Here is a 22,950-nt window from a genome sequence, read left to right as displayed (position 1 = left end):
GTTGTGACCAGCCTAAGGGCTTTTCTGATCGTGCCGGATTTTTTCCGGTACACTTTGCTTAATCGGTCCCGCTCGCTGCTGAAGCTGGCGGAGAAAAGTAAAAGGATATGAGCAATGCAGGATAATCAGTTTGATGTCGTGGTGGTCGGCGGTGGCATGGTCGGAGCAGCACTGGCTTGCGGATTGGCGCTGGAAAAATTTCGCGTAGCAGTGATTGAGCGCGCGGAGCCGGCACCGTTTGTGGCTGACAGCGAGCCTGATATTCGTATTTCTGCCATTGGTTCTTCTTCTGTAGCCATGCTAAAGCAGCTTGATGTCTGGTCACGTATTGAGGCCATGCGCTGTGCGCCGTATCGCAAGTTAGAAACCTGGGAATGGCAAACCGCGCAGGTCAATTTTGATGCGGTGTCGCTGGGATTGCCAGAATTAGGTTTTATGGTGGAAAACGGTGTTTTGCAGCGGGCTTTATGGGAGCGGATGCAGCAGCTGGAGGTTACGCTGATCTCACCGGCAACGTTAGAACATCTACAAGAAGAAAATGGTGGCTGGCGGCTGAATCTCGATAATAGCCAAACTTTGCATGCGCGTTTGGTGGTGGGCGCAGATGGTGCCAATTCGCAGGTGCGGCAGATGTCGGGCATTGGTATTCATGGCTGGAGTTATGCGCAGTCATGTTTATTGATTGGTGTAACTTGTGAACACCCAGCAGGCGATACAACATGGCAGCACTTTACTCCACAAGGCCCACGTGCTTTTTTGCCGCTCTATGGTAATCATGCTTCGCTGGTTTGGTATGACTCGCCAACGCGCATTCGTCAATTACAGACGATGGCACTGCCACAGCTAGAAAAAGAGATTGCTGCCCATTTCCCTGCGCGTTTAGGCCGCTTTAAAGCGCACGCTGCAGGCGGTTTTCCGCTGGTACGCCGTCATGCTTCTCGCTATGTTCTTCCGGGGTTAGCGTTGGTAGGTGATGCAGCACATACCATTAATCCGCTAGCAGGACAGGGCGTAAACCTTGGTTATCGCGATATTGACGCCTTAATTGATGTGTTGAGCGAATCGCGCAGTCAGGCAGAAGATTGGGCCTCTGAACGTGTGCTGTTACGTTATCAACGACAACGACGCAACGATAATTTGTTGATGCAAAGCGGCATGGATCTGTTCTATTTCGCCTTTAGCAATCACCTGCCACCGCTTAAATTTATACGTAACCTTGGGTTGATCGCTGCAGAGCATTCTGGCGTGTTAAAACGTCAGGCGCTGCGTTATGCATTAGGACTGTAATGACAACGAAATAATGGGTGGATCTGCGTAGAGGATGAAACGCGTTGAAATCTGGCGCCTCTGGATATACGGACATTACACTTCTGAATTTTAATGTTCAGGGTGTAGAGGCGTTTTTTGATATGTCGATGCTGTGCGGTAAGTGTGCGCGGGGCTATTGAAAGGTGAACTGCAACAGACAGAAACAATAAAGCCCGCAAAAGCGGGCTTTATTATGCAATTTGGCTGGGGTGCAGGGATTCGAACCCCGGAATGCTGGTATCAGAAACCAGTGCCTTACCGCTTGGCGACACCCCAATTATGGGAATCAAATTGTCTTTATATGGCTGGGGTGCAGGGATTCGAACCCCGGAATGCTGGTATCAGAAACCAGTGCCTTACCGCTTGGCGACACCCCAATAAAATGGTGGCTACGACGGGAATCGAACCTGTGACCCCAGCATTATGAGTGCTGTGCTCTAACCAGCTGAGCTACGTAGCCTAATTTTATTGCGTTTATTGCTTTGCTTTTTCGAAGATGGCTGGGATACCTGGATTCGAACCAGGGAATGCCGGTATCAAAAACCGGTGCCTTACCGCTTGGCGATATCCCATTCGTCGACTCGCAACCACGAGAAACTTCGAAAATTGGCTGGGGTACCTGGATTCGAACCAGGGAATGCCGGCATCAAAAGCCGGTGCCTTACCGCTTGGCGATACCCCATCCACGCTTGCCGAATCATGAAATGGTGCGGGAGGCGAGACTTGAACTCGCACACCTTGCGGCGCCAGAACCTAAATCTGGTGCGTCTACCAATTTCGCCACTCCCGCAAAAAAAGATGGTGGCTACGACGGGAATCGAACCTGTGACCCCAGCATTATGAGTGCTGTGCTCTAACCAGCTGAGCTACGTAGCCATCTTTTTTTCGCGCAACCTTCATCGGCGTTGCGGGGCGCATTATGCGGAGTTGACCAGACAGCGTCAACAATTTTTTTGTCGTTTTTTACCTTAAAGCGCCTGTTTGTTTGGCTTATAACCAGGCTGATGGTTTATTCGGCAATTATTCAGTATTTACAAGGCGAATGGCAAAAAAAATGGGCCACAAAGGGCCCATTTTCAAATCAATTATCTTGCTTATTTATAAGCAGATTGATGCACACCAACCGCACGACCTGAAGGATCGTCCATTGATTTAAACGCTTCATCCCACTCAATCGCTTTTGCAGAAGAGCAGGCTACAGAAGGTCCGCCTGGTACACATTCAGCAGCACTTGGCAGCGGGAACAGCTCTTCGAAGATTTCACGATAGAGATAGGCTTCTTTAGAGTTTGGCGTGTTATAAGGGAAACGGAAGTGCGCCGTCGCCAGCTGCTGATCGCTGATTTGCTTCGCAGCAACTTCTTTCAAACTGTCAATCCAGCTGTAGCCCACGCCATCTGAGAACTGCTCTTTCTGGCGCCACACCACGCTTTCCGGCAAGTAAGAAGAGAAGCATTCACGCAAAATGTGTTTTTCCATCTTACCGTTGCTGCCACACAGCTTATCTTCCGGGTTGATGCGCATGGCGACATCAAGGAATTTCTTATCCAGGAAGGGGACACGCGCTTCCACGCCCCATGCAGACATGGCTTTGTTAGCACGCGCGCAGTCGAACATATGCAGTGCCAGCAACTTGCGGACGTTCTCTTCATGGAATTCTTTCGCGTTCGGCGCTTTATGGAAGTAGAGATAACCGCCAAAGACTTCATCTGCACCTTCACCCGACAGCACCATTTTAATACCCATCGCTTTGATCTTACGTGACATCAGATACATCGGCGTAGACGCGCGGATAGTGGTGACATCGTAAGTTTCAATGTGGTAAATCACATCGCGGATGGCATCCAAACCTTCCTGCACGGTGAAATGAATTTCATGGTGCACGGTGCCCAGATGTTCGGCCACAGCTTTCGCTGCTTTCAGATCCGGTGAACCTTCAAGACCCACGGCAAAAGAGTGCAGCTGTGGCCACCACGCATCGCTCTTATCCTGATCTTCAACACGTTTTGCTGCATAACGTTTGGTCACCGCAGAAATAATGGACGAGTCGAGGCCACCAGAAAGCAACACGCCGTAAGGAACGTCAGACATCAAATGGCTTTTCACTGATTCTTCCAGTGCGTGTTTCAGGCCCGCAGCATCGGTTTCGTTATGCTCAACGTTTTTATATTCCATCCAGTCACGCTGCCAGTAACGGCGGATTTCTCCGTCAGTGCTGGAAAGATAGCTTCCCGGCGGGAATTCTTTGATAGAGCGACAAACCGGCACCAGCGCTTTCATTTCAGACGCGACATACAGGTTGCCGTGCTCATCATTACCCATATACAGCGGAATGATACCGATGTGATCGCGGCCAATCAGGTAGGTGTTTTTAACGCTGTCATACAGGATGAATGCGAACATGCCTTCCAAATCATCCAGGAAGTCGACGCCTTTTTCCTGATAAAGCGCCAGGATCACTTCACAGTCAGACCCGGTCTGGAACTGATAGCGATCGCTTAATTCTGCACGCAGCGCCTGATGGTTATAGATTTCACCGTTAACAGCCAGCACGTGAGTGTGGTCGGCGTTATACAGCGGCTGTGCGCCGTTATTGACGTCGACAATTGAGAGGCGTTCATGTGAAAGAATCGCGTGGTCATCCGCATAGACACCTGACCAATCTGGTCCGCGATGACGCATTAAACGTGAACATTCCAGCGCTTTTTTGCGCAGCTCAACAGGATCGGTTTTAAGATCCAGCACACCAAAAATTGAACACATAACTGACTCCTGAGCTTACCTAACGGCGATGTTATCTTTTGTGTTTGCAGCAGCCTGTCGCTGCCTGATGCATAAGAAAATGCGCTATTTCATGCATCCAATGCAAGAGGAATCATGATTTACTGATAAAAAGATTGTTGGTAGTGCGATATATTTGATGATTCATCAATAAAATCACCATTTAATTGATGAATCGATAATTAAATAACGAAATTGGTCGTTATTTAATCACGGGTGTGGCGGTTTTCAGCAAGAAAAGATGACGCACCGCACATTCTTATCGCTGCGTCATAAGAAGAATGAATCAGAACAGGTCGATATCGGCCACAGAAGGATAAATCCAGTCTGGACGGAAAGGCATGGCATCAATATCACTCAAGGTTGAAACACCAGAAAGCACCAGTATCGTTTCAAGTCCCGCCTGAAAGCCTGCCAGAATATCGGTACGCAAATTATCTCCGACAATCACCGTCTCTTCGGAGTGAGCCTGCATTTTATTAAGTGCAGCACGCATGATATAGGGGCTTGGCTTACCCACGTAGAAAGGGCGGCGGCCAGAAATCTTCTCAATGCCTGCGCAAAGCGCGCCACAGGCCGGGACAAATCCTCGAGCATGCGTATCTGGATTGGTTGCAATAAAGCGTGCGCCACTGGCAACAAAAAAAGCGGCTTTATGCATCATATCCCAGTTGAACGAGCGGGTTTCACCCACGATAACAAAATCGGGATTGACGTCAGTGATCGTAAATCCCGCTTTATAAAGCTCATGAATCAACGCACCTTCACCGATAACGTAGGCTTTTTTGCCTTCCTGACGACGCAAGAAATCTGCAGTGGCCATTGCTGAGGTATAAAAAACCGAATCCGGTACATCAATACCTGCCGAGGCAAAGCGGTTAGCCAAATCCTGACCGGTTTGTGAGGGATAATTGGTGAGTACCACCAGCGGCATCTCTTTTTGCACGATGCGTTGTAAAAACTCTTTAGCGCCGGGCACAGCGGTATTGTCGTGCATCAGCACGCCGTCGATATCACAGATTACGTTTTTAATTGTCATAGTTTCGTTCCGATGCAGCCCGCCAGATTGGCAGGCTCGACTTAGTCTTCGAGAAGATGTTGCAGCAGGATGCCATTGAGCATGGCACGTTTTGCCAGCGCAAAAGCGCCAATGGCAGATTGGTGATCCAACTGTGAGCGCACCACCGGTAAATTTTTGCGAAACGCTTTAAGTGCTTGAGTATTGATACACCCTTCAATCGCGGGCAGCAGCACTTTCTCCGCATCGGTGATTTCACCTGCCAGCACCACTTTTTGCGGATTAAACAGGTTAATCGCAATCGCGATAGCTTTGCCTAAATAGCGGCCGACATATTCGATCACTTCACATGCCAGCGCATCACCCTGATTTGCAGCTTTGCAAATCTGAGGCATGCAGCAATCATCTTGCGTCAACACGCTGGGATAGCCTTGACTCAATAAATGGCGTACGCGATTTTCGATCGCGCCATTTGCAGCAATGGTTTCCAGACAGCCGAAATTACCGCAATGGCAGCGCTCGCCCAAAGGATCGACCTGAATATGACCAATCTCGCCGACATTGCCATTGCTACCCAGAAAGATGTGTCCGTTAGCGATGATGCCTGCGCCAGTGCCGCGGTGTAAACGCACCAGAATAGAGTCAGCACAATCACGACTTGCACCGAAATAGTGCTCAGCAAGCGCCAGGCTACGAATATCGTGGCCGACAAAACTGGTCACGTTGAAGCGTTTTTTCAGGCTGGCAACCAGAGGCCAATGGCTGACTGAAATATGCGGCATATAGCGAATCACGCCGTTTATAGGATCAACTAAGCCGGGGAGAATCACCGATATTGCAATCAGCTCACGGATTTTACGCTGGTGGAGTTCAATAAAGGCGGCGACGGCATTCAGCAGCGCGTGCTCCAACGTTTCTTGCGTACGTTCCGGCAACGCATAATCTTCTTGAGCCAGTGATTTCCCGCTGAGATCAAACAGCGTTAGCGTGGCGTCGTTACGGCCCAAACGCACGCCGATGGTATGAAAGTTGCGGGTTTCAGTGATGATGGAAATCGCGCGGCGCCCGCCGGTGGACGCCTGTTGGTCCACCTCTTTAATCAGGCCGCGCTCAATCAGTTGGCGGGTAATTTTTGTGACGCTGGCGGGCGCAAGCTGACTCAATTCGGCAATTTGAATGCGCGAAATCGGCCCTTGTTGATCGATTAGCCGATAAACGGCCGCGCTATTGAGTTGTTTGACAAGATCGACATTTCCTATTTGTGTCTGGCCGCCAGTGGTCATTCAGTGCTTACTCGCTCAGGACGTCGTCTCCATTGACAAACGTCTTAGTGATTTTAAAGTCGCGTGTAAACACAGTCAGGTTTGCGATTTTTCCTGCTTCGATCGTGCCCAACTGTTTTTCCACGCCCATTGCCCGTGCAGGATAAAGTGACGCCATACGCAACGCTTCATCCAATGCAATGCCGACATGTTCGACGCTATTTCGCACGGCATCAATCATGGTTAATGCTGAACCACTCAGCGTGCCATTCTCATCCACGCACAGGCCGTTACGATAGTATATTGTTTTACCTGCAAAAATAAATTTATCGATGTCTGCGCCAGCCGGAGCGGTGGCATCGGACACTAACACCAGTTTGTCGCCTTTAATCCGTTTTGCATTACGCACATTAGCGTAATGAACATGTAAACCATCGGCAATAATGCCGCAGTATACATCAGGCGAATCAAACAGCGCACCGATAAGACCAGGCTCACGACCAGCAAAAACAGGCATGGCATTATAGAGATGCGTCGCAAAGGTCACACCCGCTGAAAAACCTGTTTTGGCTTCTTCATAGGTCGCGTTTGAGTGGCCTGCAGAGACAATAATACCCGCATCAGTCAGTTGACGAATGACATCGCTACCGGCGTTTTCTGGTGCCAAAGTCACTTTGGTGATGACGTCTGCGTTATCACACAGGAATTGCACCATTTCAGGATCGGGCAAACGGATCAGCGCAGGATTATGGGTGCCTTTTTTCGCCGTGCTTAACCACGGACCTTCAAGATGCAATCCCAGCGCCTGATGCTGATGCTTGTTTAGATAAGCACGCATGGTTTCAATGGCGCGCTTCATCAACGCATCGCTGCTGGTAATCAAGGTAGGAAGGTAGCTGGTACAACCCGATTTTTCATTGGCGCGCTGCATAATTTCCAGCGTTTGAATGCTGAGCGCATCAATGTCGTCATTAAACTGCACGCCGCCGCAACCATTCAGCTGTAGATCGATAAAACCGGGAGCGATGATGGCACCTGAGACATCGCGCTGCTCAATATCTGCGGGCAGCGCCTCGTGAGAGCAAACACGCTCAATCTTACCCTCAGCAATAACCACTGCGTGGTTGTCCAAAATCTCATGGCCGCTGTAAATACGACCGTTAACTAATGCATACATCTTTCTTCTCCCGGCTAGGCCTGCTTTGATTTAAGGGCAACAGCAGACATCTACAACGTAGTCTTAAACACCTTTCATATTTTCCGCTTCCATCTCGCGGAAATATTTAACCGTTTTCACTTTTAATTCCATCGTGGAGGGCTCATCACAAACCACAACGGATTTTGCATGCAGTTGCAGACAGCTAATGGTCCACATGTGGTTAACGTTGCCTTCAACTGCCGCTTGCAGCGCCTGCGCTTTGACATGGCCCGTCACTAAAATCATGACTTCTTCGGCATCCAGTAACGTGCCAACACCCACAGTCAGGGCGTATTTTGGCACCTGATCAACATCGCCGTTGAAGAAACGTGAATTGGCAACGCGCGTATCGTGTGTCAGCGTTTTGATACGCGTGCGGGAAGCCAAAGAAGAGGCGGGTTCGTTAAAGGCAATGTGTCCGTCGTTGCCGACGCCGCCCATAAACAGATGAATTTTACCCAGCGCACGAATTTTCTCTTCATACTGGCGACATTCTGCGTCAATGTCAGGCGCATTGCCATTCAGAAGGTTGATGTTTTCTGTTTGAATATCAACGTGATCGAAAAAGTTACGGTACATGAAACTGTGATAGCTTTCTGGGTGCTCTTTCGGTAAGCCAACATATTCGTCCATGTTGAACGTCACTACGTGCTTGAAACTAACCTGGCCCGATTTATGCATCTCAATAAGATGTTTATACGCTTCTAGCGGCGTTCCGCCGGTAGGTAAGCCGAGAACGAAAGGGCGATCGGCGCTTGGATTAAAGGCATTGATGCGGTTGACGATATGACGTGCAGCCCACTTGCCTACTTGGGTCGGCGTGGCTAAAGGAATCAGTCTCATGTTTCACCTCAATATTAAAGAATTGGGAAAGGTTAGACGCTGTACCGTTGTGCTAATAATCAGCCTAAACTGATTACGCGTTATCGCCATGGTAATTCTGCGCCTTGATATTTTGGATCATAAAATAAGTTTGGCGTGATAGCCAGACGCAGCTGCATCAAGAGACGTTTTTTGGTGATAAAAATCACAGAAAGCGCGGTTTTAATTTGCGAGGCGAATTAATTTATCATTACACTCGCAGCGTGACCAAAAGTGTTATTACAGATCTTTGTTGCTGACAAAAAAAGAGTAAGCGGCAACAAAGCAATAAGCGTGTCTCATAGGGGGAAGGGCAAATGTTAGGTTATTTACAGAAGGTTGGCCGCGCACTCATGGTGCCGGTAGCAACCCTGCCAGCAGCAGCGATATTAATGGGGGTTGGTTACTGGCTTGATCCTGACAGCTGGGGCGCAAGTAATGCGCTAGCAGCGTTGTTGATCAAATCGGGTGCTGCCATTATCGAAAATATGTCTGTGCTGTTCGCGATTGGTGTGGCGTACGGCATGTCTAAAGATAAAGATGGTGCAGCCGCTCTGACCGGTTTTGTCGGTTTCCTCGTCGTTACCACGCTTTGTTCACCCGCTGCGGTAGCAATGATTCAGAAAATGCCCGTGGAACAAGTTCCCGCTGCATTTGGCAAAATAAATAACCAGTTTGTCGGCATTCTTGTCGGTATCTTATCGGCCGAAGTCTATAACCGCTTCAGCCATGTTGAGTTGCCTAAAGCCCTTTCTTTCTTCAGCGGTCGTCGACTGGTGCCCATTCTGGTCTCCTTCCTGATGATTCTGGTCGCGTTCATTTTAATGTACATCTGGCCGATTATTTTTGGTGGGCTGGTCAGCTTTGGTGAGCACATACAAAAACTTGGTTCGATCGGTGCAGGGGTTTACGCCTTCTTTAACCGCTTACTGATTCCGGTTGGCCTGCATCACGCATTGAACTCGGTTTTCTGGTTTGATGTTGCAGGCATTAACGATATCCCTAAATTCCTTGGCGGTGCGCAATCTCTGGCTGATGGCAGCGCAACAGTGGGTATCACAGGTCGCTATCAAGCGGGCTTCTTCCCGATCATGATGTTCGGCTTGCCGGGCGCCGCGCTGGCAATTTTTCACTGTGCACGCCCAGAGAACCGCGCCAAAGTTGGCGGGATCATGCTGGCAGCTGCGTTTGCAGCCTTCTTTACCGGAATTACCGAACCGTTGGAATTCTCCTTCATGTTTGTGGCGCCGGTACTGTTTTTCATCCATGCCGTATTAACCGGTATTTCTGTTTTCATCGCCGCGAGCATGCATTGGATTGCGGGCTTTGGTTTCAGTGCCGGTTTAGTGGATATGGTGCTTTCAACCCGTAACCCATTAGCCACTCACTGGTACATGCTGATCCCACAAGGCCTGGTCTTCTTTGCCCTTTACTACGTGGTATTCCGCTTCACTATCCTGAAGTTCAACCTGATGACGCCTGGCCGTGAATTAGCCGTTGCGGGTGATGAGACGGATGGCTACGACGTTAACGTTGATAAAACGGGCGATGGCGAAAACGCGACGGAGTCTCTGGCACGCCGCTATATCGGTGCGATTGGCGGTTCTGAAAACCTGACAGCTATCGATGCGTGTATTACGCGTCTACGTTTAAATGTGAAAGATTCTGCACAAATCAATGAAGGTGTGGCTAAACGTCTTGGCGCATCGGGCGTGATTCGTCTGAATAAGCAAAGCGTACAAATCATTGTAGGGACGCAAGCTGAAAGCATTGCTTCTGCGATGAAACGCGTGCTGACCAAAGGTCCGGTGGCTGCCGCAGCGAGTAATAGTAGCGCGCCAGCGGCGACAGAGACTAAGCCGCAAGCCGTATTGAACAGCGATAAAAAAGTCATTGCCACACTGGTCTCACCAGTCAGCGGTGAGGTTGTGGCTCTGGATGCAGTGCCGGATGAAGCTTTCGCTAGCAAAGCCGTTGGCGAAGGTTTAGCGATCAAGCCTACCGATAAGCGGGTGGTTGCGCCGATTGCGGGAACCATTGTGAAGATCTTCACCACCAATCATGCGTTCTGCCTTGAAACGGATAATGGCGTTGAAATCGTGGTGCATATGGGCCTGGACACCGTGGCATTAGGTGGTAAAGGTTTCACACGCTTAGTCGAAGAGGGCGCAACGGTCGTTGCTGGCCAGCCGGTGCTGGAAATGGATCTTGAATTCCTTAATGCCAATGCACGATCCATGATCAGTCCTGTTGTGGTAAGCAACAGTGATGATTTTGGCGGTTTGAATCTGTTAGCAAGCGGACAGGTGATTGCCGGCGAAACCCGGCTGTATGAAGTAATAGGTTAATTACTCCGCGACACAACCCCAAAGGCAGGAAGCGATTCCTGCCTTTTTGTTTTAAACGCTTAACAAACGGTTGTTTCCCTACGACGCTTTGTGGATCATACTCCGATACTTCGTGGTACAAATCACCCGCTATTCGTATTGAGGATTTTTGTAATGAGTGAGGCTGAAGCCCGCCCAACTAACTTTATTCGTCAAATCATTGACGAAGATTTGGCGAGCGGCAAGCACAGCAGCGTGCATACCCGTTTTCCGCCAGAGCCTAATGGTTATCTGCATATTGGTCATGCAAAATCGATTTGTCTGAACTTCGGTATTGCTCAAGATTACCAGGGTCAATGCAACCTGCGTTTCGACGACACCAATCCGGTCAAAGAGGATGTGGAGTTCGTTGAATCCATCATGCGTGATGTGCAATGGCTGGGCTTTGAGTGGAGTGGCGAAGTTTGTTATTCCTCAAACTATTTTGATCAGCTTTATCACTATGCGGTCGAACTCATCAATAAAGGCCTGGCCTATGTGGATGAACTCACGCCTGAAGAGATTCGTGAGTACCGTGGCACCTTAACGGCGCCGGGTAAAAACAGTCCTTACCGCGATCGTACCCCAGAAGAGAACCTGGCACTGTTTGAAAAAATGCGTGCGGGTGGATTTGAGGAAGGTAAAGCCTGCCTGCGCGCTAAGATCGATATGGCATCTAACTTCATTGTGATGCGCGATCCTGTGCTGTATCGCATTAAGTTTGCTGAACATCATCAGACGGGCAATAAGTGGTGCATCTATCCGATGTATGACTTTACCCACTGCATTTCCGATGCGCTGGAAGGCATTACCCATTCGCTGTGTACGCTGGAATTCCAGGATAACCGTCGTTTGTATGACTGGGTTTTGGATAACATTACTATTCCAGTTCATCCACGTCAGTACGAGTTTTCACGTCTGAATCTGGAATATGCAGTGATGTCGAAGCGTAAGCTGACGCAATTAGTCAGTGAAAAGCATGTAGAAGGCTGGGACGATCCGCGCATGCTGACCGTTTCAGGCCTGCGTCGTCGCGGTTACACGGCGGGCTCTATTCGTGAGTTCTGCCGTCGTATTGGCGTGACCAAACAAGACAATATCGTTGAGATGGCTTCGCTGGAATCGTGTATTCGTGACGATCTGAATGAAAATGCACCTCGTGCTATGGCGGTGTTGGATCCTTTAAAAGTGGTGATTGAGAATTTGCCTGCGGGCCATAACGAAATTATCACTATGCCAAATCATCCAAACAAGCCAGAAATGGGCACGCGCGAAGCTCCGTTTAGCCGTGAAATTTGGATCGATCGTGCTGACTTCCGAGAAGAGGCGAACAAGCAGTACAAGCGTTTGGTGCTGGGTAAAGAAGTACGCCTGCGTAATGCTTATGTGATTCGCGCTGAGCGTGTAGCTAAGGATGAAGACGGCAATATCACTTGCATCTATTGCACGTGCGATGTGGACACGTTAAGTAAAGATCCTGCTGATGGCCGCAAAGTTAAAGGCGTGATTCATTGGGTTTCTGCTGAGCATGCGCTACCTGCCGAATTCCGACTTTACGACCGTTTGTTCAGCGTACCGAATCCTGGTGCGGCAGAAGATTTTCTTGCTGCCATCAACCCAAATTCGTTGGAAATAAAACACGGTTTTGTCGAACCTGGCCTACGAAATGCTGAAGTGACCTCACCTTATCAGTTTGAGCGTGAAGGATATTTCTGTGCTGACAGCGTGTACTCAAAGCCTTCACAGCTAGTGTTTAACCGCACTGTGGGATTGCGTGATACCTGGGCAAAAATCGGCGATTAAAAATTTCGATTACCGACACGATAAAAAAACAAAAGGGCGATTAATCGCCCTTTTTTATTACTGCGTTTCCTGTCAATACAACCAGATATGCTGCTTTACATCAAATTGACCCTGCAAGCATATCTGGGAGAAATCTTAGTTTAGTAAAATTAATCAATTACAAGGTGTGAATTGCTTTTTTTCAGGTAGGCTAAGCGCTCTCAAGCGTTGCTATGCGGGTTACAAAAGGAAAAAAAATGACCGTTCTCGCCCAGGAAGCTAAACACAGTGTCGTAGTTTTACATCAACTAATTGAACGTATTTTCAATAATACAGCGACAGCGGATGATAGCTTTCATCTCCTGCTTTCGCACTTTCATCCCGACTTTTGTATGGTGACGCCGCAAGGAAGGCAACTGAATTTAAACGAAACTGAAGCGCTTTTTCTTCAACTACAAGGTCAGCGTGAAGGGATGCGTATTGCGACCAGTGAACATGTGGTGATTTCTGAGCAAGAAAATGAAGTCATCATTCAATATCGTGAACTGCAAATGATGAACGGTCAAAATCAGAGCCGCATTTCACTGGCGATTTTAGATTGCAGCACCTCGATTCCGCGTTGGCGCTACTTGCAGGAAACACTCGTTGCCTGAGATCCAGACGCAAAAAAAGCCGGTTATAAACCGGCTTTTTCATATCAGTGCAGAGCAACTTACTTGTCGTGAAGCGTTTCGTCTTCGCGACAATCACCCAGTGAGCAGTGACCGTAAAGGTACAAGCTATGGTTGGATAATTTAATGCCATGGCGGGTAGCGATTTCATGCTGGCGCGTTTCAATCGACTCATCGCTGAACTCAATCACTTTGCCGCAATCCAGGCAAATCAGGTGATCGTGGTGATGCTGTTGCGTCAATTCAAAAACAGACTTGCCGCCTTCAAAGTTATGACGGGTTACAATGCCAGCATCATCAAACTGGTTTAATACGCGATAAACCGTTGCCAGACCAATCTCTTCGCCCATATCAATCAGGCGTTTGTATAAATCTTCCGCGCTGACGTGATGGCATTCAGGTTCCTGAAGCACTTCCAGAATTTTAAGTCTGGGCAGCGTGACTTTCAGGCCAGCCTTCTTTAATGCGGTATTGTTGTCAGTCATGCGGATTTTGTCCTGTTACTTTAATCACTTTTGTGGCGCTTGGCCTTGAATGTCGATCTACACCCATTCTCATTTGCGTCTCATTATAGAACCGAAGCAACGAAATGAAAACCGAGTGAAATGCTGGAAATCACCATTAGCTGTGAGGAATTTACCGAGCCGGGGAGGATTTCTACAGAGGTCTGTTAACATTTCGTTCAGCCTCATCTCATATCCAGAGAAATAAGCGGATGACCGATAGGGGTATTCTACAGATTAAACGAAGAAAGTTAAAAAAATGTGGCTATTATTTCTATAGGAATTTCCACTGATTCGATGTGAGCCAGCGCCCACATCGAATCAGTAAGCATTAAGCTTCGATAATCTCTTTGAGCTGTAGCTCATCAAAAATCTGCTTAACCCATTTTTCAACGCGTTCGTTGGTCAATTCTGGCTGGCGATCTTCATCAATCGCTAAACCCAAGAAGTTTTTATCATCGGCCAAGCCTTTGGAGGCTTCAAAGTGATAGCCTTCAGTCGGCCAGTGTCCAACAATCACTGCGCCATTAGGTTCGATAATGTCACGAATGGTGCCCATCGCGTCACAGAAATATTCTGCGTAATCTTCCTGATCGCCACAACCAAACAACGCGACTAATTTGCCGTTGAAGTCGATCTCTTCCAGCGTTGGGAAGAAATCATCCCAGTCGCACTGCGCTTCGCCGTAATACCAGGTTGGGATGCCCAGCAGCAAGATATCAAACGCTGCCAGATCTTCTTTGGTGCTTTTCGCGATGTCATGCACTTCCGCAACGTCTTTACCCAGCTGTTTCTGGATCATTTTTGCAATGTTTTCGGTGTTGCCGGTATCGCTGCCAAAGAAGATGCCTACGAGTGCCATGGGTAAAATAACCTCTTAAATCCTGATGATGAGATGTGTGCTAAAACAGCACATTTCTGCGAATAATAGCAGACGTGACAAAAGCGCGGAACTTGTAAAGCCGTGACATTTGTTTTTGCGTGCGTTTTGCTCGTGTCAGTCTAGTTTGAGTTGTTGCAGCAACATTTGTTCAATCAATTCGCTGCGACTGAGATTGCGCTGTTCCGCCAGCGTATTAAGTGCTTCAACGGCTTCACTGTTCATTTTAAGCTCGACACGGCGTAACCCGCGCCCTTTGTCACGTTTCAGTTGATTGCGTTTATTTATACGCAGCTGTTCATCGCGCGAAAGCGGACTGGTTTTAGGGCGACCGGGACGACGCTCCTCAGCAAACAGATCAAGCGTGGTGCGGTCAGTGTGTTCTTTTGCCATGGCTTAGTGAAACTGAATGGGCGCGAGCGGCGTTTACGCTGCGCAGATTATAAATTATTGGCCCTTACCGCGGCAGAAATAGCCGTCGGCAAATTTTTAGCGCGCCATCATACTCCACGCTAACCGCGTACGCCAATCCTAAACTTTCACCGCCAGGTAATTGCTTTTAAAGCGCAAAAAACCGACGAACACTGCGTAAAACGGCATCAGGTTTCTCAGCATGCACCCAATGTCCCGCTCCGCTAATCACATGTGCATGAGCTGCCGGGAACTGTTTCAGTAAAGCATCGCGATACTGATTATCCAGATAGGCAGAATCACCGCCGCGAATGAATAACGCAGGATGTGGCCAAGCCGGAATATCTTTCCAGCCAGAAATGGTCGCGTAATTGTCCCACAGTACCGGCACGTTAAAACGCCATTCTCCATCCTGAAAAGATTTGAGAATGAACTGAATCACGCCTTCTTCATTGATCACGTTGCGCATAACATTAGCCGCTGCACTGCGCAGCTTAACGCCAGATTCTGTGACCGCCCGGATAGCAGCAAAAATTTCATCGTGACGACGGGTTTGATAATCAACCGGAGCGATATCAATCATAACTAACTGTTCAATGCGTTCGGGAGCCAGTGCGCTCATCGTCATAGCTATTTTGCCGCCCATAGAGTGACCTATGACAGAAACGCGATCGATACCATGCGCATCCAACGTGTCAAACATATCCTGCGCCATTACAGCGTAGTTCATCTCCTCAGAGCGCGGCGACATGCCATGATTACGGACATCAACCTGGATGAGAGGACGATCATCCTTTAATCCACGCGCCAGCACGCCAAGGTTATCAAGGCTACCAAAAAGTCCATGAATAAGCAGGATGGGCCGGGAATCAACAGTAGATTGTTCAGTTTGCAGACGGGCGTTCAAAATCATGGCAAAGTTCTTAAGTTTGAGACCTAAGCTTAGGTTATCATGGATTCACCTTTTCAGGCGCGCCGGTTCCAGCGGCATTAGGACATATTCTGACTTTTGCCCATAAACCGTTTGAATGCTAACAGCCCGCCTGAATTTAACTTTATAATCCTGATGTTAGAATCCGCTCACATTTCGAATTGCCAAACTTTGCTAAGGGCTTTTCAGGTAATGCATGGTTCTGTCATGAGTAAAAAACCGTACGGAATAAGATGAAAACGATCGAAGTTGACGAAGAGCTCTACCGTTATATTGCCAGCCATACGCAACATATTGGCGAAAGCGCATCAGATATTCTGCGTCGCATGCTGAAGTTTACTGCCGGTCAAACGGCACCTGCAGCGGCTGCGCCAAACGCGGCGAAGCCAGACGTGAATGACGCGCAAGCTGCGCGTGTAGAATCGCGCCCGCAAGATCGCGTGAGAGCCATGCGTGAGCTAATGCTTTCTGATGAGTATGCGGAGCAGAAGCGAGCGGTTAATCGCTTTATGCTGATTTTGTCAACACTCTATCGTCTTGATACCGAAGCGTTTGCCGAGGCAACTGCCTCGCTGCAAGGCCGTACTCGCGTTTACTTTGCGGGCGATGAGCACACGCTGTTGCAGAATGGCACCCACACGAAGCCAAAGCACGTTCCTGGCACGCCGTACTGGGTGATCACCAATACCAATACTGGTCGCAAATGCAGCATGGTCGAACACATTATGCTGTCAATGCAGTTCCCGCCGGAACTGACAGAGAAAGTTTGCGGCACCATTTAAACTGAAGCGTCAGGGAGAAGCGCCAATGGCCAATCACCCCCGTGCCGGGCAGCCTGCCCAGCAGAGCGATTTGATTAACGTTGCACAATTAACATCACAGTATTATGTCCTGAAGCCTGATGTGGCGAACCCGGAACATGCGGTGAAATTTGGCACATCTGGCCATCGCGGTAGCGCAGGGCGTCAAAGCTTCAATGAGCTGCACATTTTGGCTATCGCGCAGGCGATTGCTGAAGAGCGCAAAAAGAATGGCATTACTGGCCCATGCTACGTAGGTAAAGATACCCACGCGCTGTCAGAACCCGCTATTTTGTCGGTGCTGGAAGTGCTGGCGGCCAACGGCGTTGACGTTATTGTTCAGCAGGATAATGGCTATACGCCAACGCCTGCGATCTCCAACGCAATTCTTGAACATAATAAGTCTGGCGGCGCGCTGGCTGATGGCATTGTTATTACGCCATCCCATAACCCGCCTGAAGATGGCGGCATCAAGTACAACCCACCAAACGGTGGTCCAGCTGATACCAATGTCACCAAAGTGGTGGAAGATCGTGCAAATCAGCTGATCAAAAATGGCTTGAAAGAAGTCAAACGTCTGCCGCTGGATGAAGCGCTGGCAAGTGGTCATATCGTAGAAAAAGATCTGATCCAGCCATACGTCGAAGGGTTAGCGCAGGTTATCGACTTTGCCGCAATCCAGAAAGCGGGATTGAAAATTGGTGTCGATCCACTTGGCGGCTCCGGTATGGCTTACTGGCAGCGCATTGCAGAGCACTACAAGTTAGATCTTACCATCGTTAACGATGCTATCGATCAAACCTTCCGCTTTATGCATCTTGATAAAGATGGCGTGGTGCGTATGGATTGCTCGTCCGAGTGCGCAATGGCGGGCCTGTTGGCTTACCGCGACAAATTCGATTTAGCATTTGGTAACGATCCTGATTACGATCGCCACGGTATCGTTACGCCTGCGGGCTTGATGAATCCAAACCATTATCTGGCGGTAGCGATTAACTATTTGTTCCAGAATCGTCCGCAATGGGGCAAAGAAGTTGCCGTAGGCAAAACGCTGGTTTCCAGTGCGATGATTGACCGTGTTGTTAATGACATTGGTCGTAAACTGGTAGAAGTACCGGTTGGTTTCAAATGGTTTGTGGATGGTCTTTTCGACGGCAGCTTCGGTTTTGGCGGCGAAGAGAGCGCGGGTGCATCCTTCCTGCGCTTCGATGGTACGCCATGGTCAACGGACAAAGACGGCATCATTATGTGCTTGCTGGCCGCTGAAATTACGGCTGTGACCGGTAAGAACCCGCAGCAACATTATGATGAGCTGGCTCAGCGCTTTGGTGCGCCAAGCTACAACCGTTTGCAGGCTTCTGCTACATCGGCACAGAAAGCGGCGCTCTCTAAGCTGTCGCCAGAAATGGTGAGTGCAGACACGCTGGCGGGTGATCCGATCACCGCACGGTTGACTGCAGCGCCTGGTAACGGTGCCTCAATTGGTGGTCTGAAAGTGATGACGGAAAACGGCTGGTTTGCAGCGCGTCCTTCTGGCACTGAAGACGCCTATAAAATCTACTGTGAAAGCTTCCTTGGTGCTGAACATCGCGCACAGATCGAGAAAGAAGCAGTAGAAATCGTCAGCGAAGTGCTGAAAAACGCCTGATAAAGGTGTAATGAAAAAGGCGCCGCTGGCGCCTTTTTTTATGGCATAAATCGATAACCAATCCCGGTTTCGGTGAGCAAATGCAGCGGCTGAGTCGGGTTGCCCTCCAGCTTTTGCCGCAGATGTCCCATATAGATACGCAAATAATGGCTGTGTTCGACCGCGTTCGGCCCCCATACCTGACTAAGCAATTGACGCTGAGTCATCACCTTGCCCGCGTTGTTCAGCAAAACGCCCAGTAAACGAAACTCTATCGGAGTGAGATGAATCTCTTCGCCTGCGCGAATCACGCGACGTGCAGCAAGGTCAACGGTCACGTCTGCAAACGCCACTTTAGGCTCAGGATTAATGCCGCTAAAACGACGTAAGGCCACCCGCACTCGCGCCTGTAACTCGCCAATCCCAAAGGGCTTGGTCAGGTAATCATCCGCACCGGCATCCAGCGCATCGATTTTATCTTGTTCATCACTGCGCGCCGACAGCACAATCACCGGAATGGCGCTCCATTGCCGTAGTTCACGGATAAACATGTTTCCATCACCATCAGGCAAACCCAAATCGAGAATCACCACATCCGGCTTGCGTGTGGCGGCTTCAATCAGGCCACGTTGCAGGGTGTCCGCATCAAACACTTTTAAGGCTTCGCCTTCTAATGCCAGTCGAACGAAACGACGTATTTCTTTTTCATCTTCAATGATCAAAACCGTAGCCACGTGCAACCTGCCATCAAATCAACATTTACTCGCTACTTTAACAACAAATGATCAGCGCGTCCGTGAATGTTCAATTGAGAAAATAACCACTAAAGAAACAACGCCATTACAAGTGTGTAACTTACTTACGGCGTGCATTCTTAAAAGCGATAAATTTGGTCTGGAGGGTGGTCGGATGAGTAGTAAAATTACACAGCTGGGCGTAATATTAGAGTCAGATCACATTTACTCACTTATTACGCTTAAAAAGGAGGCAAACGATGTATCCCGCTTATTCACGCAACAAAATTATTTTGCGTCGTGCCTTGGTGATTTTACTCGGCGTTATGGCGTTACCGATCATGCTTTTCCGTAAAGATCGCGCCCGTTTTTACAGTTATCTGCATCGCGTGTGGTGTAAAACCAGCGCTAAACCCGTTTGGCTGGCGCAGTCAGAAGCGGCAGGAGGAATTTTTTGGTAATTTACCCATCCAAATAGTCAGCCCGGTCATTTTACCGGGCTTTTTTTTAAGCATTATCTTCTCAGAATTTCTCTAAACTTAACCTTCAATCCCTTACAGCCAAATAATTTTCAGCTACACTTAAACCTCTACAAGATTTCAGAGGTTGTACAAGTATGAGTGAGAAAATTCCAGTTGGGATCAGTGCTTGCCTGCTTGGCGATACCGTCAGATTTGATGGTGGTCACAAGCGATTAACCTTCGCAACGGAACAGCTCACGCCGTTTGTGCGCTTCGAACCTGTTTGTCCAGAAATGGCGATTGGTCTTCCCACGCCACGTCCAGCATTACGTTTAGTAAAGCAAGAAGACGATGATCTGCATCTCTGCTTCAGCAAAGATGGGGGAGAAGAGGTTACGCAGGAAATGCGCACATGGTCTGAACAGCGGGTGAAAGCAATGCATCATCTGTGTGGCTACATTCTGTGTGCTAAGTCCCCGAGTTGTGGCATGGAACGCGTGCGCGTTTACGAGCCTGAATCCAACAACAACCGCAAAGCGGGAACCGGCATTTTTACCGAGTTTCTGCGTAAAGAGATGCCTTGGCTGCCACTTGAAGAGGATGGTCGCCTGCACGATCCTGCATTGCGCGAAAACTTTGTAGGACGCATTTGTGCGTTGCACGAATTCAATCAAATGTGGAAGGCAGGTTTGACGCGTGCGCGTCTCATTGCGTACCACAGCCGTTATAAACTGCTGCTACTTGCGCATTCTCAAGAAAAGTACCGCGAGCTAGGGCCTTTTGTCGCGTCAATGAGCCAGTGGGATTCGCTGGAAGCGTTCGCTTTTGAGTATCGCAATCGCCTGATGGAACTGATGTCGCATCCTGCATCACGGCGTAATCACACCAACGTATTAATGCACGCTCAAGGCTATTTCCGCCGCCAACTCAGCTCGCCACAGCGGCAGGAACTGGCAACCTTGATTGACCATTATCGTCAGGGTACACAGCCGTTGCTGGTTCCTATCACCATTCTTAAGCACTACATGGCGGAATATCCGCATCCATGGCTGGCTCAACAGCGCTACTTTGATCCCTATCCCGAAGCGCTGCGCCTGCGTTATGGGCAATAATTCGGACCTGATATGACCACCCATTTAGTTTGGCTGCGTAATGATTTGCGCATTAACGATAATCTGGCTTTGCACGCGGCATGTCGCGACAGCAAAGCCAAGGTGGTTGCGCTGTACATTGCTACGCCGAAACAGTGGCAGCAGCATGATATGGCACCGAAGCAGGCTGCTTTTATTTATCAAAGCTTGCTGCTGCTACAAGAGACTTTAGCCGATCGCGGTATCGAACTTTATTATCATCAATGCACTGACTTCAATGCGTCTGTTGACTACCTCACAACATTCTGTGAGCAACATAAAATTGATAACCTCTTCTATAACTACCAATACGAATTCAATGAGCGGCAGCGTGATGCGAAAGTTGAAAAACAGTTGGATGAGAACGGCGTAATTTGTCAGGGTTTTGATGACAGCGTGCTGTTGGCGCCTGGCAGCGTTCAAACCGGTGATCGCAGCATGTACAAGGTGTTTACGCCGTTTAGCAAAGCTTTTGTCCGTCGGCTGCATCAAGGCTTGCCGGAATGTGTTCCAGCGCCGAGAGCACGTGACGGCGCGCCATTAAGAATTCACAAAAAAATCCCCCCCTTTAGTTATCAAGCAGCTGACTTTGATCAGGCTCTTTTCCCTCCCGGTGAAGCCGCTGCGCTGAGGCAGTTACGCCATTTCGCCACTCAACCGATTCTGGATTATTCATCCGCACGGGATATGCCTGCCGTTGATGGCACAAGCCGCTTGTCGGTTTATCTGGCAACCGGCGTGCTTTCGCCGCGCCAGTGTTTGCATCGGGTTCTGAAAGAACATCCTGCGGCATTGGATGATAATCGCGTTTTTGTCTGGCTTAATGAGTTGATCTGGCGTGATTTTTATCGGCACTTGATGGTGGCTTATCCCGCGTTGTGCAAGCATCAGCCCTTTATTCAGTGGACACATAACGTTGAATGGCAGCAAAACGATGAACACTTCACTGCATGGAAAGAGGGCAGAACAGGATATCCGATTGTTGATGCTGCTATGCGGCAAATGAATGATATTGGGTGGATGCACAATCGTTTACGCATGATCACCGCCAGCTTCCTGGTAAAAGATTTGCTTCTCCACTGGCATGGCGGTGAGCGTTATTTCATGCAGCAATTAATTGACGGTGATTTGGCTGCCAATAACGGCGGTTGGCAATGGGCGGCGTCAACCGGCACCGATGCTGCACCCTATTTTCGTATTTTTAATCCGACAACGCAGGGCGAGCGCTTCGATAAGCAAGGTGAATTTATTCGCCACTATTTGCCTGAGCTCAGTGACGTGCCAGACAGCGATATTCACCAACCGCACGCTTGGGCGAAGAAACACAACAAGGTACTCGATTATCCGGCACCAATCGTGGAACATAAGGAGGCACGTAAAAAGACATTAGACGCCTTTGAGCGCGCAAAAAATGCGGCTTGAGGCGGCAAGGGAGCCGAAATGAATCACTACGAATTAGAGCAAATCGTCAATCAGCAGCTGGATACACACAGCTTCAGCGATTACGCACCCAACGGATTACAGGTTGAAGGCCGCGCCGAAGTCAACACTATCGTTACCGGGGTTACTGCCTGTCAGGCATTAGTGGATGAAGCCGTAAAGCGTAACGCCGATGCGATTCTGGTTCATCACGGTTATTTTTGGAAAAATGAACCGGCGGTAATTAAAGGCATGAAGCGTAATCGCCTGCGTGCGCTGCTGGCTAACGATATTAATTTGTATGGCTGGCATCTGCCGCTGGATGCGCATGCAACGCTGGGTAACAACGCACAGCTGGCGCAGTTACTGGATATTGATGTACGCGGTGAAGTGATGCCACTGGTATTTTGGGGCGAATTAAAAACGCCGCTGACCGGGGAAGAACTGGCTCAGCGCATTGCCCAGAAACTGGGGCGTGAACCGCTGCACTGTGGCGATAACGCACCCGCGCAAATCCGTCGTGTTGCGTGGTGCAGCGGCGGCGGCCAAGGCTTTATCGACAGCGCCGCCGACTTCGGCGTTGATGCTTATATCACCGGTGAAGTCTCCGAGCAGACTATTCACAGCGCCCGTGAGCAAGGTTTGCATTTCTTTGCAGCAGGCCATCACGCGACTGAACGCGCGGGCATTAAAGCGTTGGGCGAATGGCTGGCTGAAAACCACGGCCTCGACGTCACTTTCATCGATATTCCTAACCCCGCCTAAGCACTTCACGGGTCCTGCACTTTCGCGCAGGACCTAAATCTAT

The 22,950-nt window shown here is 49.2% G+C and carries 20 protein-coding genes and 7 tRNA genes; 10 read left to right on the top strand and 17 right to left on the bottom strand.

From position 1 onward, the window contains the following. Positions 1-114: 114 nt before the first annotated feature. Complete coding sequence (gene ubiF / locus MUG06_RS08980) at positions 115-1,287, top strand: 3-demethoxyubiquinol 3-hydroxylase (RefSeq protein ID WP_215847350.1); 1,173 nt, start codon at positions 115-117, stop codon at positions 1,285-1,287. A 222-nt stretch (positions 1,288-1,509) separates the two neighbouring features. On the opposite strand, the gene MUG06_RS08975 is transcribed toward ubiF, so the two are convergent. From MUG06_RS08975 to nagB, 12 genes are all read right to left on the bottom strand, one after another. Further along, positions 1,510-1,584: transfer RNA gene (locus MUG06_RS08975), tRNA-Gln, on the bottom strand. A 26-nt stretch (positions 1,585-1,610) separates the two neighbouring features. Continuing rightward, positions 1,611-1,685 (bottom strand) — tRNA-Gln (locus MUG06_RS08970). Positions 1,686-1,691: 6 nt separating this feature from the next. After that, positions 1,692-1,768, bottom strand: a tRNA-Met gene (locus tag MUG06_RS08965). A gap of 37 nt (positions 1,769-1,805) precedes the next feature. Further along, positions 1,806-1,880: transfer RNA gene (locus tag MUG06_RS08960), tRNA-Gln, on the bottom strand. 35 nt (positions 1,881-1,915) lie between these two features. After that, positions 1,916-1,990: transfer RNA gene (locus MUG06_RS08955), tRNA-Gln, on the bottom strand. A 23-nt stretch (positions 1,991-2,013) separates the two neighbouring features. After that, positions 2,014-2,098 (bottom strand) — tRNA-Leu (locus MUG06_RS08950). Positions 2,099-2,107: 9 nt separating this feature from the next. Then, positions 2,108-2,184: transfer RNA gene (locus MUG06_RS08945), tRNA-Met, on the bottom strand. Between the two features lie 218 nt (positions 2,185-2,402). After that, positions 2,403-4,070 (bottom strand): asparagine synthase B, encoded by a 1,668-nt coding sequence (gene asnB, locus MUG06_RS08940; RefSeq protein WP_243078343.1) that lies wholly within the window; start codon positions 4,068-4,070, stop codon positions 2,403-2,405. 304 nt (positions 4,071-4,374) lie between these two features. After that, positions 4,375-5,127 (bottom strand): HAD-IIA family hydrolase, encoded by a 753-nt coding sequence (locus MUG06_RS08935; RefSeq protein ID WP_215847349.1) that lies wholly within the window; start codon positions 5,125-5,127, stop codon positions 4,375-4,377. A 41-nt stretch (positions 5,128-5,168) separates the two neighbouring features. Continuing rightward, positions 5,169-6,389, bottom strand: a complete 1,221-nt coding sequence (locus MUG06_RS08930) for an N-acetylglucosamine repressor (RefSeq protein WP_215847348.1) — start codon at positions 6,387-6,389, stop codon at positions 5,169-5,171. A gap of 7 nt (positions 6,390-6,396) precedes the next feature. Then, complete coding sequence (gene nagA / locus MUG06_RS08925) at positions 6,397-7,545, bottom strand: N-acetylglucosamine-6-phosphate deacetylase (protein WP_243078342.1); 1,149 nt, start codon at positions 7,543-7,545, stop codon at positions 6,397-6,399. A gap of 63 nt (positions 7,546-7,608) precedes the next feature. Beyond that, on the bottom strand, positions 7,609-8,409 hold the full coding sequence (gene nagB / locus MUG06_RS08920) for a glucosamine-6-phosphate deaminase (protein WP_243078341.1): 801 nt from the start codon (positions 8,407-8,409) through the stop codon (positions 7,609-7,611). A 335-nt stretch (positions 8,410-8,744) separates the two neighbouring features. On the opposite strand from nagB, the gene nagE reads away from it, so the two are divergent. The 3 genes from nagE (at position 8,745) to MUG06_RS08905 (ending at position 13,228) form a co-directional block, all read left to right on the top strand. Continuing rightward, complete coding sequence (gene nagE / locus MUG06_RS08915; RefSeq protein ID WP_243078340.1) at positions 8,745-10,775, top strand: N-acetylglucosamine-specific PTS transporter subunit IIBC; 2,031 nt, start codon at positions 8,745-8,747, stop codon at positions 10,773-10,775. A 153-nt stretch (positions 10,776-10,928) separates the two neighbouring features. After that, positions 10,929-12,596 carry a glutamine--tRNA ligase gene (gene glnS / locus MUG06_RS08910; protein WP_215847344.1) on the top strand — a complete coding sequence of 556 codons (1,668 nt, stop codon included), beginning with the start codon at positions 10,929-10,931 and terminating at the stop codon, positions 12,594-12,596. A 236-nt stretch (positions 12,597-12,832) separates the two neighbouring features. Then, entirely contained in the window at positions 12,833-13,228 is a 396-nt protein-coding gene (locus tag MUG06_RS08905) for a hypothetical protein (RefSeq protein WP_215847343.1), read from the top strand. Positions 13,229-13,287: 59 nt separating this feature from the next. Here the strand turns inward: MUG06_RS08905 and fur are convergent, their stop codons facing one another. From fur to ybfF, 4 genes are all read right to left on the bottom strand, one after another. Further along, positions 13,288-13,731: a ferric iron uptake transcriptional regulator gene (fur, locus tag MUG06_RS08900; RefSeq protein ID WP_215847342.1), complete on the bottom strand. Its 444-nt coding sequence runs from the start codon at positions 13,729-13,731 to the stop codon at positions 13,288-13,290. Between the two features lie 349 nt (positions 13,732-14,080). Next, positions 14,081-14,611, bottom strand: a complete 531-nt coding sequence (gene fldA, locus MUG06_RS08895; protein WP_215847341.1) for a flavodoxin FldA — start codon at positions 14,609-14,611, stop codon at positions 14,081-14,083. Between the two features lie 135 nt (positions 14,612-14,746). Further along, the gene (ybfE, locus tag MUG06_RS08890) at positions 14,747-15,022 is read right to left on the bottom strand and encodes a LexA regulated protein (RefSeq protein WP_215847340.1); all 276 of its coding nucleotides are present in this window, start codon (positions 15,020-15,022) and stop codon (positions 14,747-14,749) included. A gap of 166 nt (positions 15,023-15,188) precedes the next feature. Further along, positions 15,189-15,953 (bottom strand): esterase, encoded by a 765-nt coding sequence (gene ybfF / locus MUG06_RS08885; RefSeq protein ID WP_243078339.1) that lies wholly within the window; start codon positions 15,951-15,953, stop codon positions 15,189-15,191. 251 nt (positions 15,954-16,204) lie between these two features. Here ybfF and seqA point away from each other — a divergent pair, with 251 nt between their 5' ends. Beyond that, positions 16,205-16,753: a replication initiation negative regulator SeqA gene (gene seqA / locus MUG06_RS08880; RefSeq protein ID WP_243078338.1), complete on the top strand. Its 549-nt coding sequence runs from the start codon at positions 16,205-16,207 to the stop codon at positions 16,751-16,753. A gap of 25 nt (positions 16,754-16,778) precedes the next feature. Beyond that, on the top strand, positions 16,779-18,419 hold the full coding sequence (gene pgm / locus MUG06_RS08875) for a phosphoglucomutase (alpha-D-glucose-1,6-bisphosphate-dependent) (RefSeq protein WP_215847337.1): 1,641 nt from the start codon (positions 16,779-16,781) through the stop codon (positions 18,417-18,419). Between the two features lie 38 nt (positions 18,420-18,457). On the opposite strand, the gene kdpE is transcribed toward pgm, so the two are convergent. After that, entirely contained in the window at positions 18,458-19,132 is a 675-nt protein-coding gene (gene kdpE / locus MUG06_RS08870) for a two-component system response regulator KdpE (protein WP_243078337.1), read from the bottom strand. A gap of 260 nt (positions 19,133-19,392) precedes the next feature. Here kdpE and MUG06_RS08865 point away from each other — a divergent pair, with 260 nt between their 5' ends. From MUG06_RS08865 to MUG06_RS08850, 4 genes are all read left to right on the top strand, one after another. Continuing rightward, the gene (locus MUG06_RS08865) at positions 19,393-19,593 is read left to right on the top strand and encodes a YbfA family protein (protein WP_215847335.1); all 201 of its coding nucleotides are present in this window, start codon (positions 19,393-19,395) and stop codon (positions 19,591-19,593) included. Positions 19,594-19,748: 155 nt separating this feature from the next. Next, positions 19,749-20,705 (top strand): DUF523 and DUF1722 domain-containing protein, encoded by a 957-nt coding sequence (locus MUG06_RS08860; protein WP_243078336.1) that lies wholly within the window; start codon positions 19,749-19,751, stop codon positions 20,703-20,705. A 12-nt stretch (positions 20,706-20,717) separates the two neighbouring features. Beyond that, positions 20,718-22,145, top strand: coding sequence for a deoxyribodipyrimidine photo-lyase (gene phrB, locus MUG06_RS08855; RefSeq protein WP_243078335.1), 1,428 nt, complete (start codon positions 20,718-20,720; stop codon positions 22,143-22,145). 18 nt (positions 22,146-22,163) lie between these two features. After that, positions 22,164-22,907: a type 2 GTP cyclohydrolase I gene (locus MUG06_RS08850; RefSeq protein WP_243078334.1), complete on the top strand. Its 744-nt coding sequence runs from the start codon at positions 22,164-22,166 to the stop codon at positions 22,905-22,907. Positions 22,908-22,950 lie beyond the last annotated feature (43 nt).

The sequence above is a fragment of the Pantoea sp. MQR6 genome, from assembly GCF_022761075.1.
GTDB lineage: Bacteria > Pseudomonadota > Gammaproteobacteria > Enterobacterales > Enterobacteriaceae > Pantoea > Pantoea phytostimulans.
The sequence above is the reverse complement of the archived record's forward strand: the minus strand, read 5'-3'. Positions and strand labels throughout refer to the sequence as shown.

Bases quoted from the DNA above. Each gene is read 5' to 3' on its own strand.
- MUG06_RS08865 (WP_215847335.1), top strand. From the start codon at position 19,393: ATGTATCCCGCTTATTCACGCAACAAAATTATTTTGCGTCGTGCCTTG.
- pgm (WP_215847337.1), top strand. From the start codon at position 16,779: ATGGCCAATCACCCCCGTGCCGGGCAGCCTGCCCAGCAGAGCGATTTG.
- MUG06_RS08860 (WP_243078336.1), top strand. From the start codon at position 19,749: ATGAGTGAGAAAATTCCAGTTGGGATCAGTGCTTGCCTGCTTGGCGAT.
- ybfE (WP_215847340.1), bottom strand. From the start codon at position 15,022: ATGGCAAAAGAACACACTGACCGCACCACGCTTGATCTGTTTGCTGAG.
- MUG06_RS08850 (WP_243078334.1), top strand. From the start codon at position 22,164: ATGAATCACTACGAATTAGAGCAAATCGTCAATCAGCAGCTGGATACA.
- nagA (WP_243078342.1), bottom strand. From the start codon at position 7,545: ATGTATGCATTAGTTAACGGTCGTATTTACAGCGGCCATGAGATTTTG.
- MUG06_RS08935 (WP_215847349.1), bottom strand. From the start codon at position 5,127: ATGACAATTAAAAACGTAATCTGTGATATCGACGGCGTGCTGATGCAC.
- nagE (WP_243078340.1), top strand. From the start codon at position 8,745: ATGTTAGGTTATTTACAGAAGGTTGGCCGCGCACTCATGGTGCCGGTA.
- ybfF (WP_243078339.1), bottom strand. From the start codon at position 15,953: ATGATTTTGAACGCCCGTCTGCAAACTGAACAATCTACTGTTGATTCC.
- nagB (WP_243078341.1), bottom strand. From the start codon at position 8,409: ATGAGACTGATTCCTTTAGCCACGCCGACCCAAGTAGGCAAGTGGGCT.
- ubiF (WP_215847350.1), top strand. From the start codon at position 115: ATGCAGGATAATCAGTTTGATGTCGTGGTGGTCGGCGGTGGCATGGTC.
- fur (WP_215847342.1), bottom strand. From the start codon at position 13,731: ATGACTGACAACAATACCGCATTAAAGAAGGCTGGCCTGAAAGTCACG.
- phrB (WP_243078335.1), top strand. From the start codon at position 20,718: ATGACCACCCATTTAGTTTGGCTGCGTAATGATTTGCGCATTAACGAT.
- glnS (WP_215847344.1), top strand. From the start codon at position 10,929: ATGAGTGAGGCTGAAGCCCGCCCAACTAACTTTATTCGTCAAATCATT.
- MUG06_RS08930 (WP_215847348.1), bottom strand. From the start codon at position 6,389: ATGACCACTGGCGGCCAGACACAAATAGGAAATGTCGATCTTGTCAAA.
- asnB (WP_243078343.1), bottom strand. From the start codon at position 4,070: ATGTGTTCAATTTTTGGTGTGCTGGATCTTAAAACCGATCCTGTTGAG.
- fldA (WP_215847341.1), bottom strand. From the start codon at position 14,611: ATGGCACTCGTAGGCATCTTCTTTGGCAGCGATACCGGCAACACCGAA.
- seqA (WP_243078338.1), top strand. From the start codon at position 16,205: ATGAAAACGATCGAAGTTGACGAAGAGCTCTACCGTTATATTGCCAGC.
- MUG06_RS08905 (WP_215847343.1), top strand. From the start codon at position 12,833: ATGACCGTTCTCGCCCAGGAAGCTAAACACAGTGTCGTAGTTTTACAT.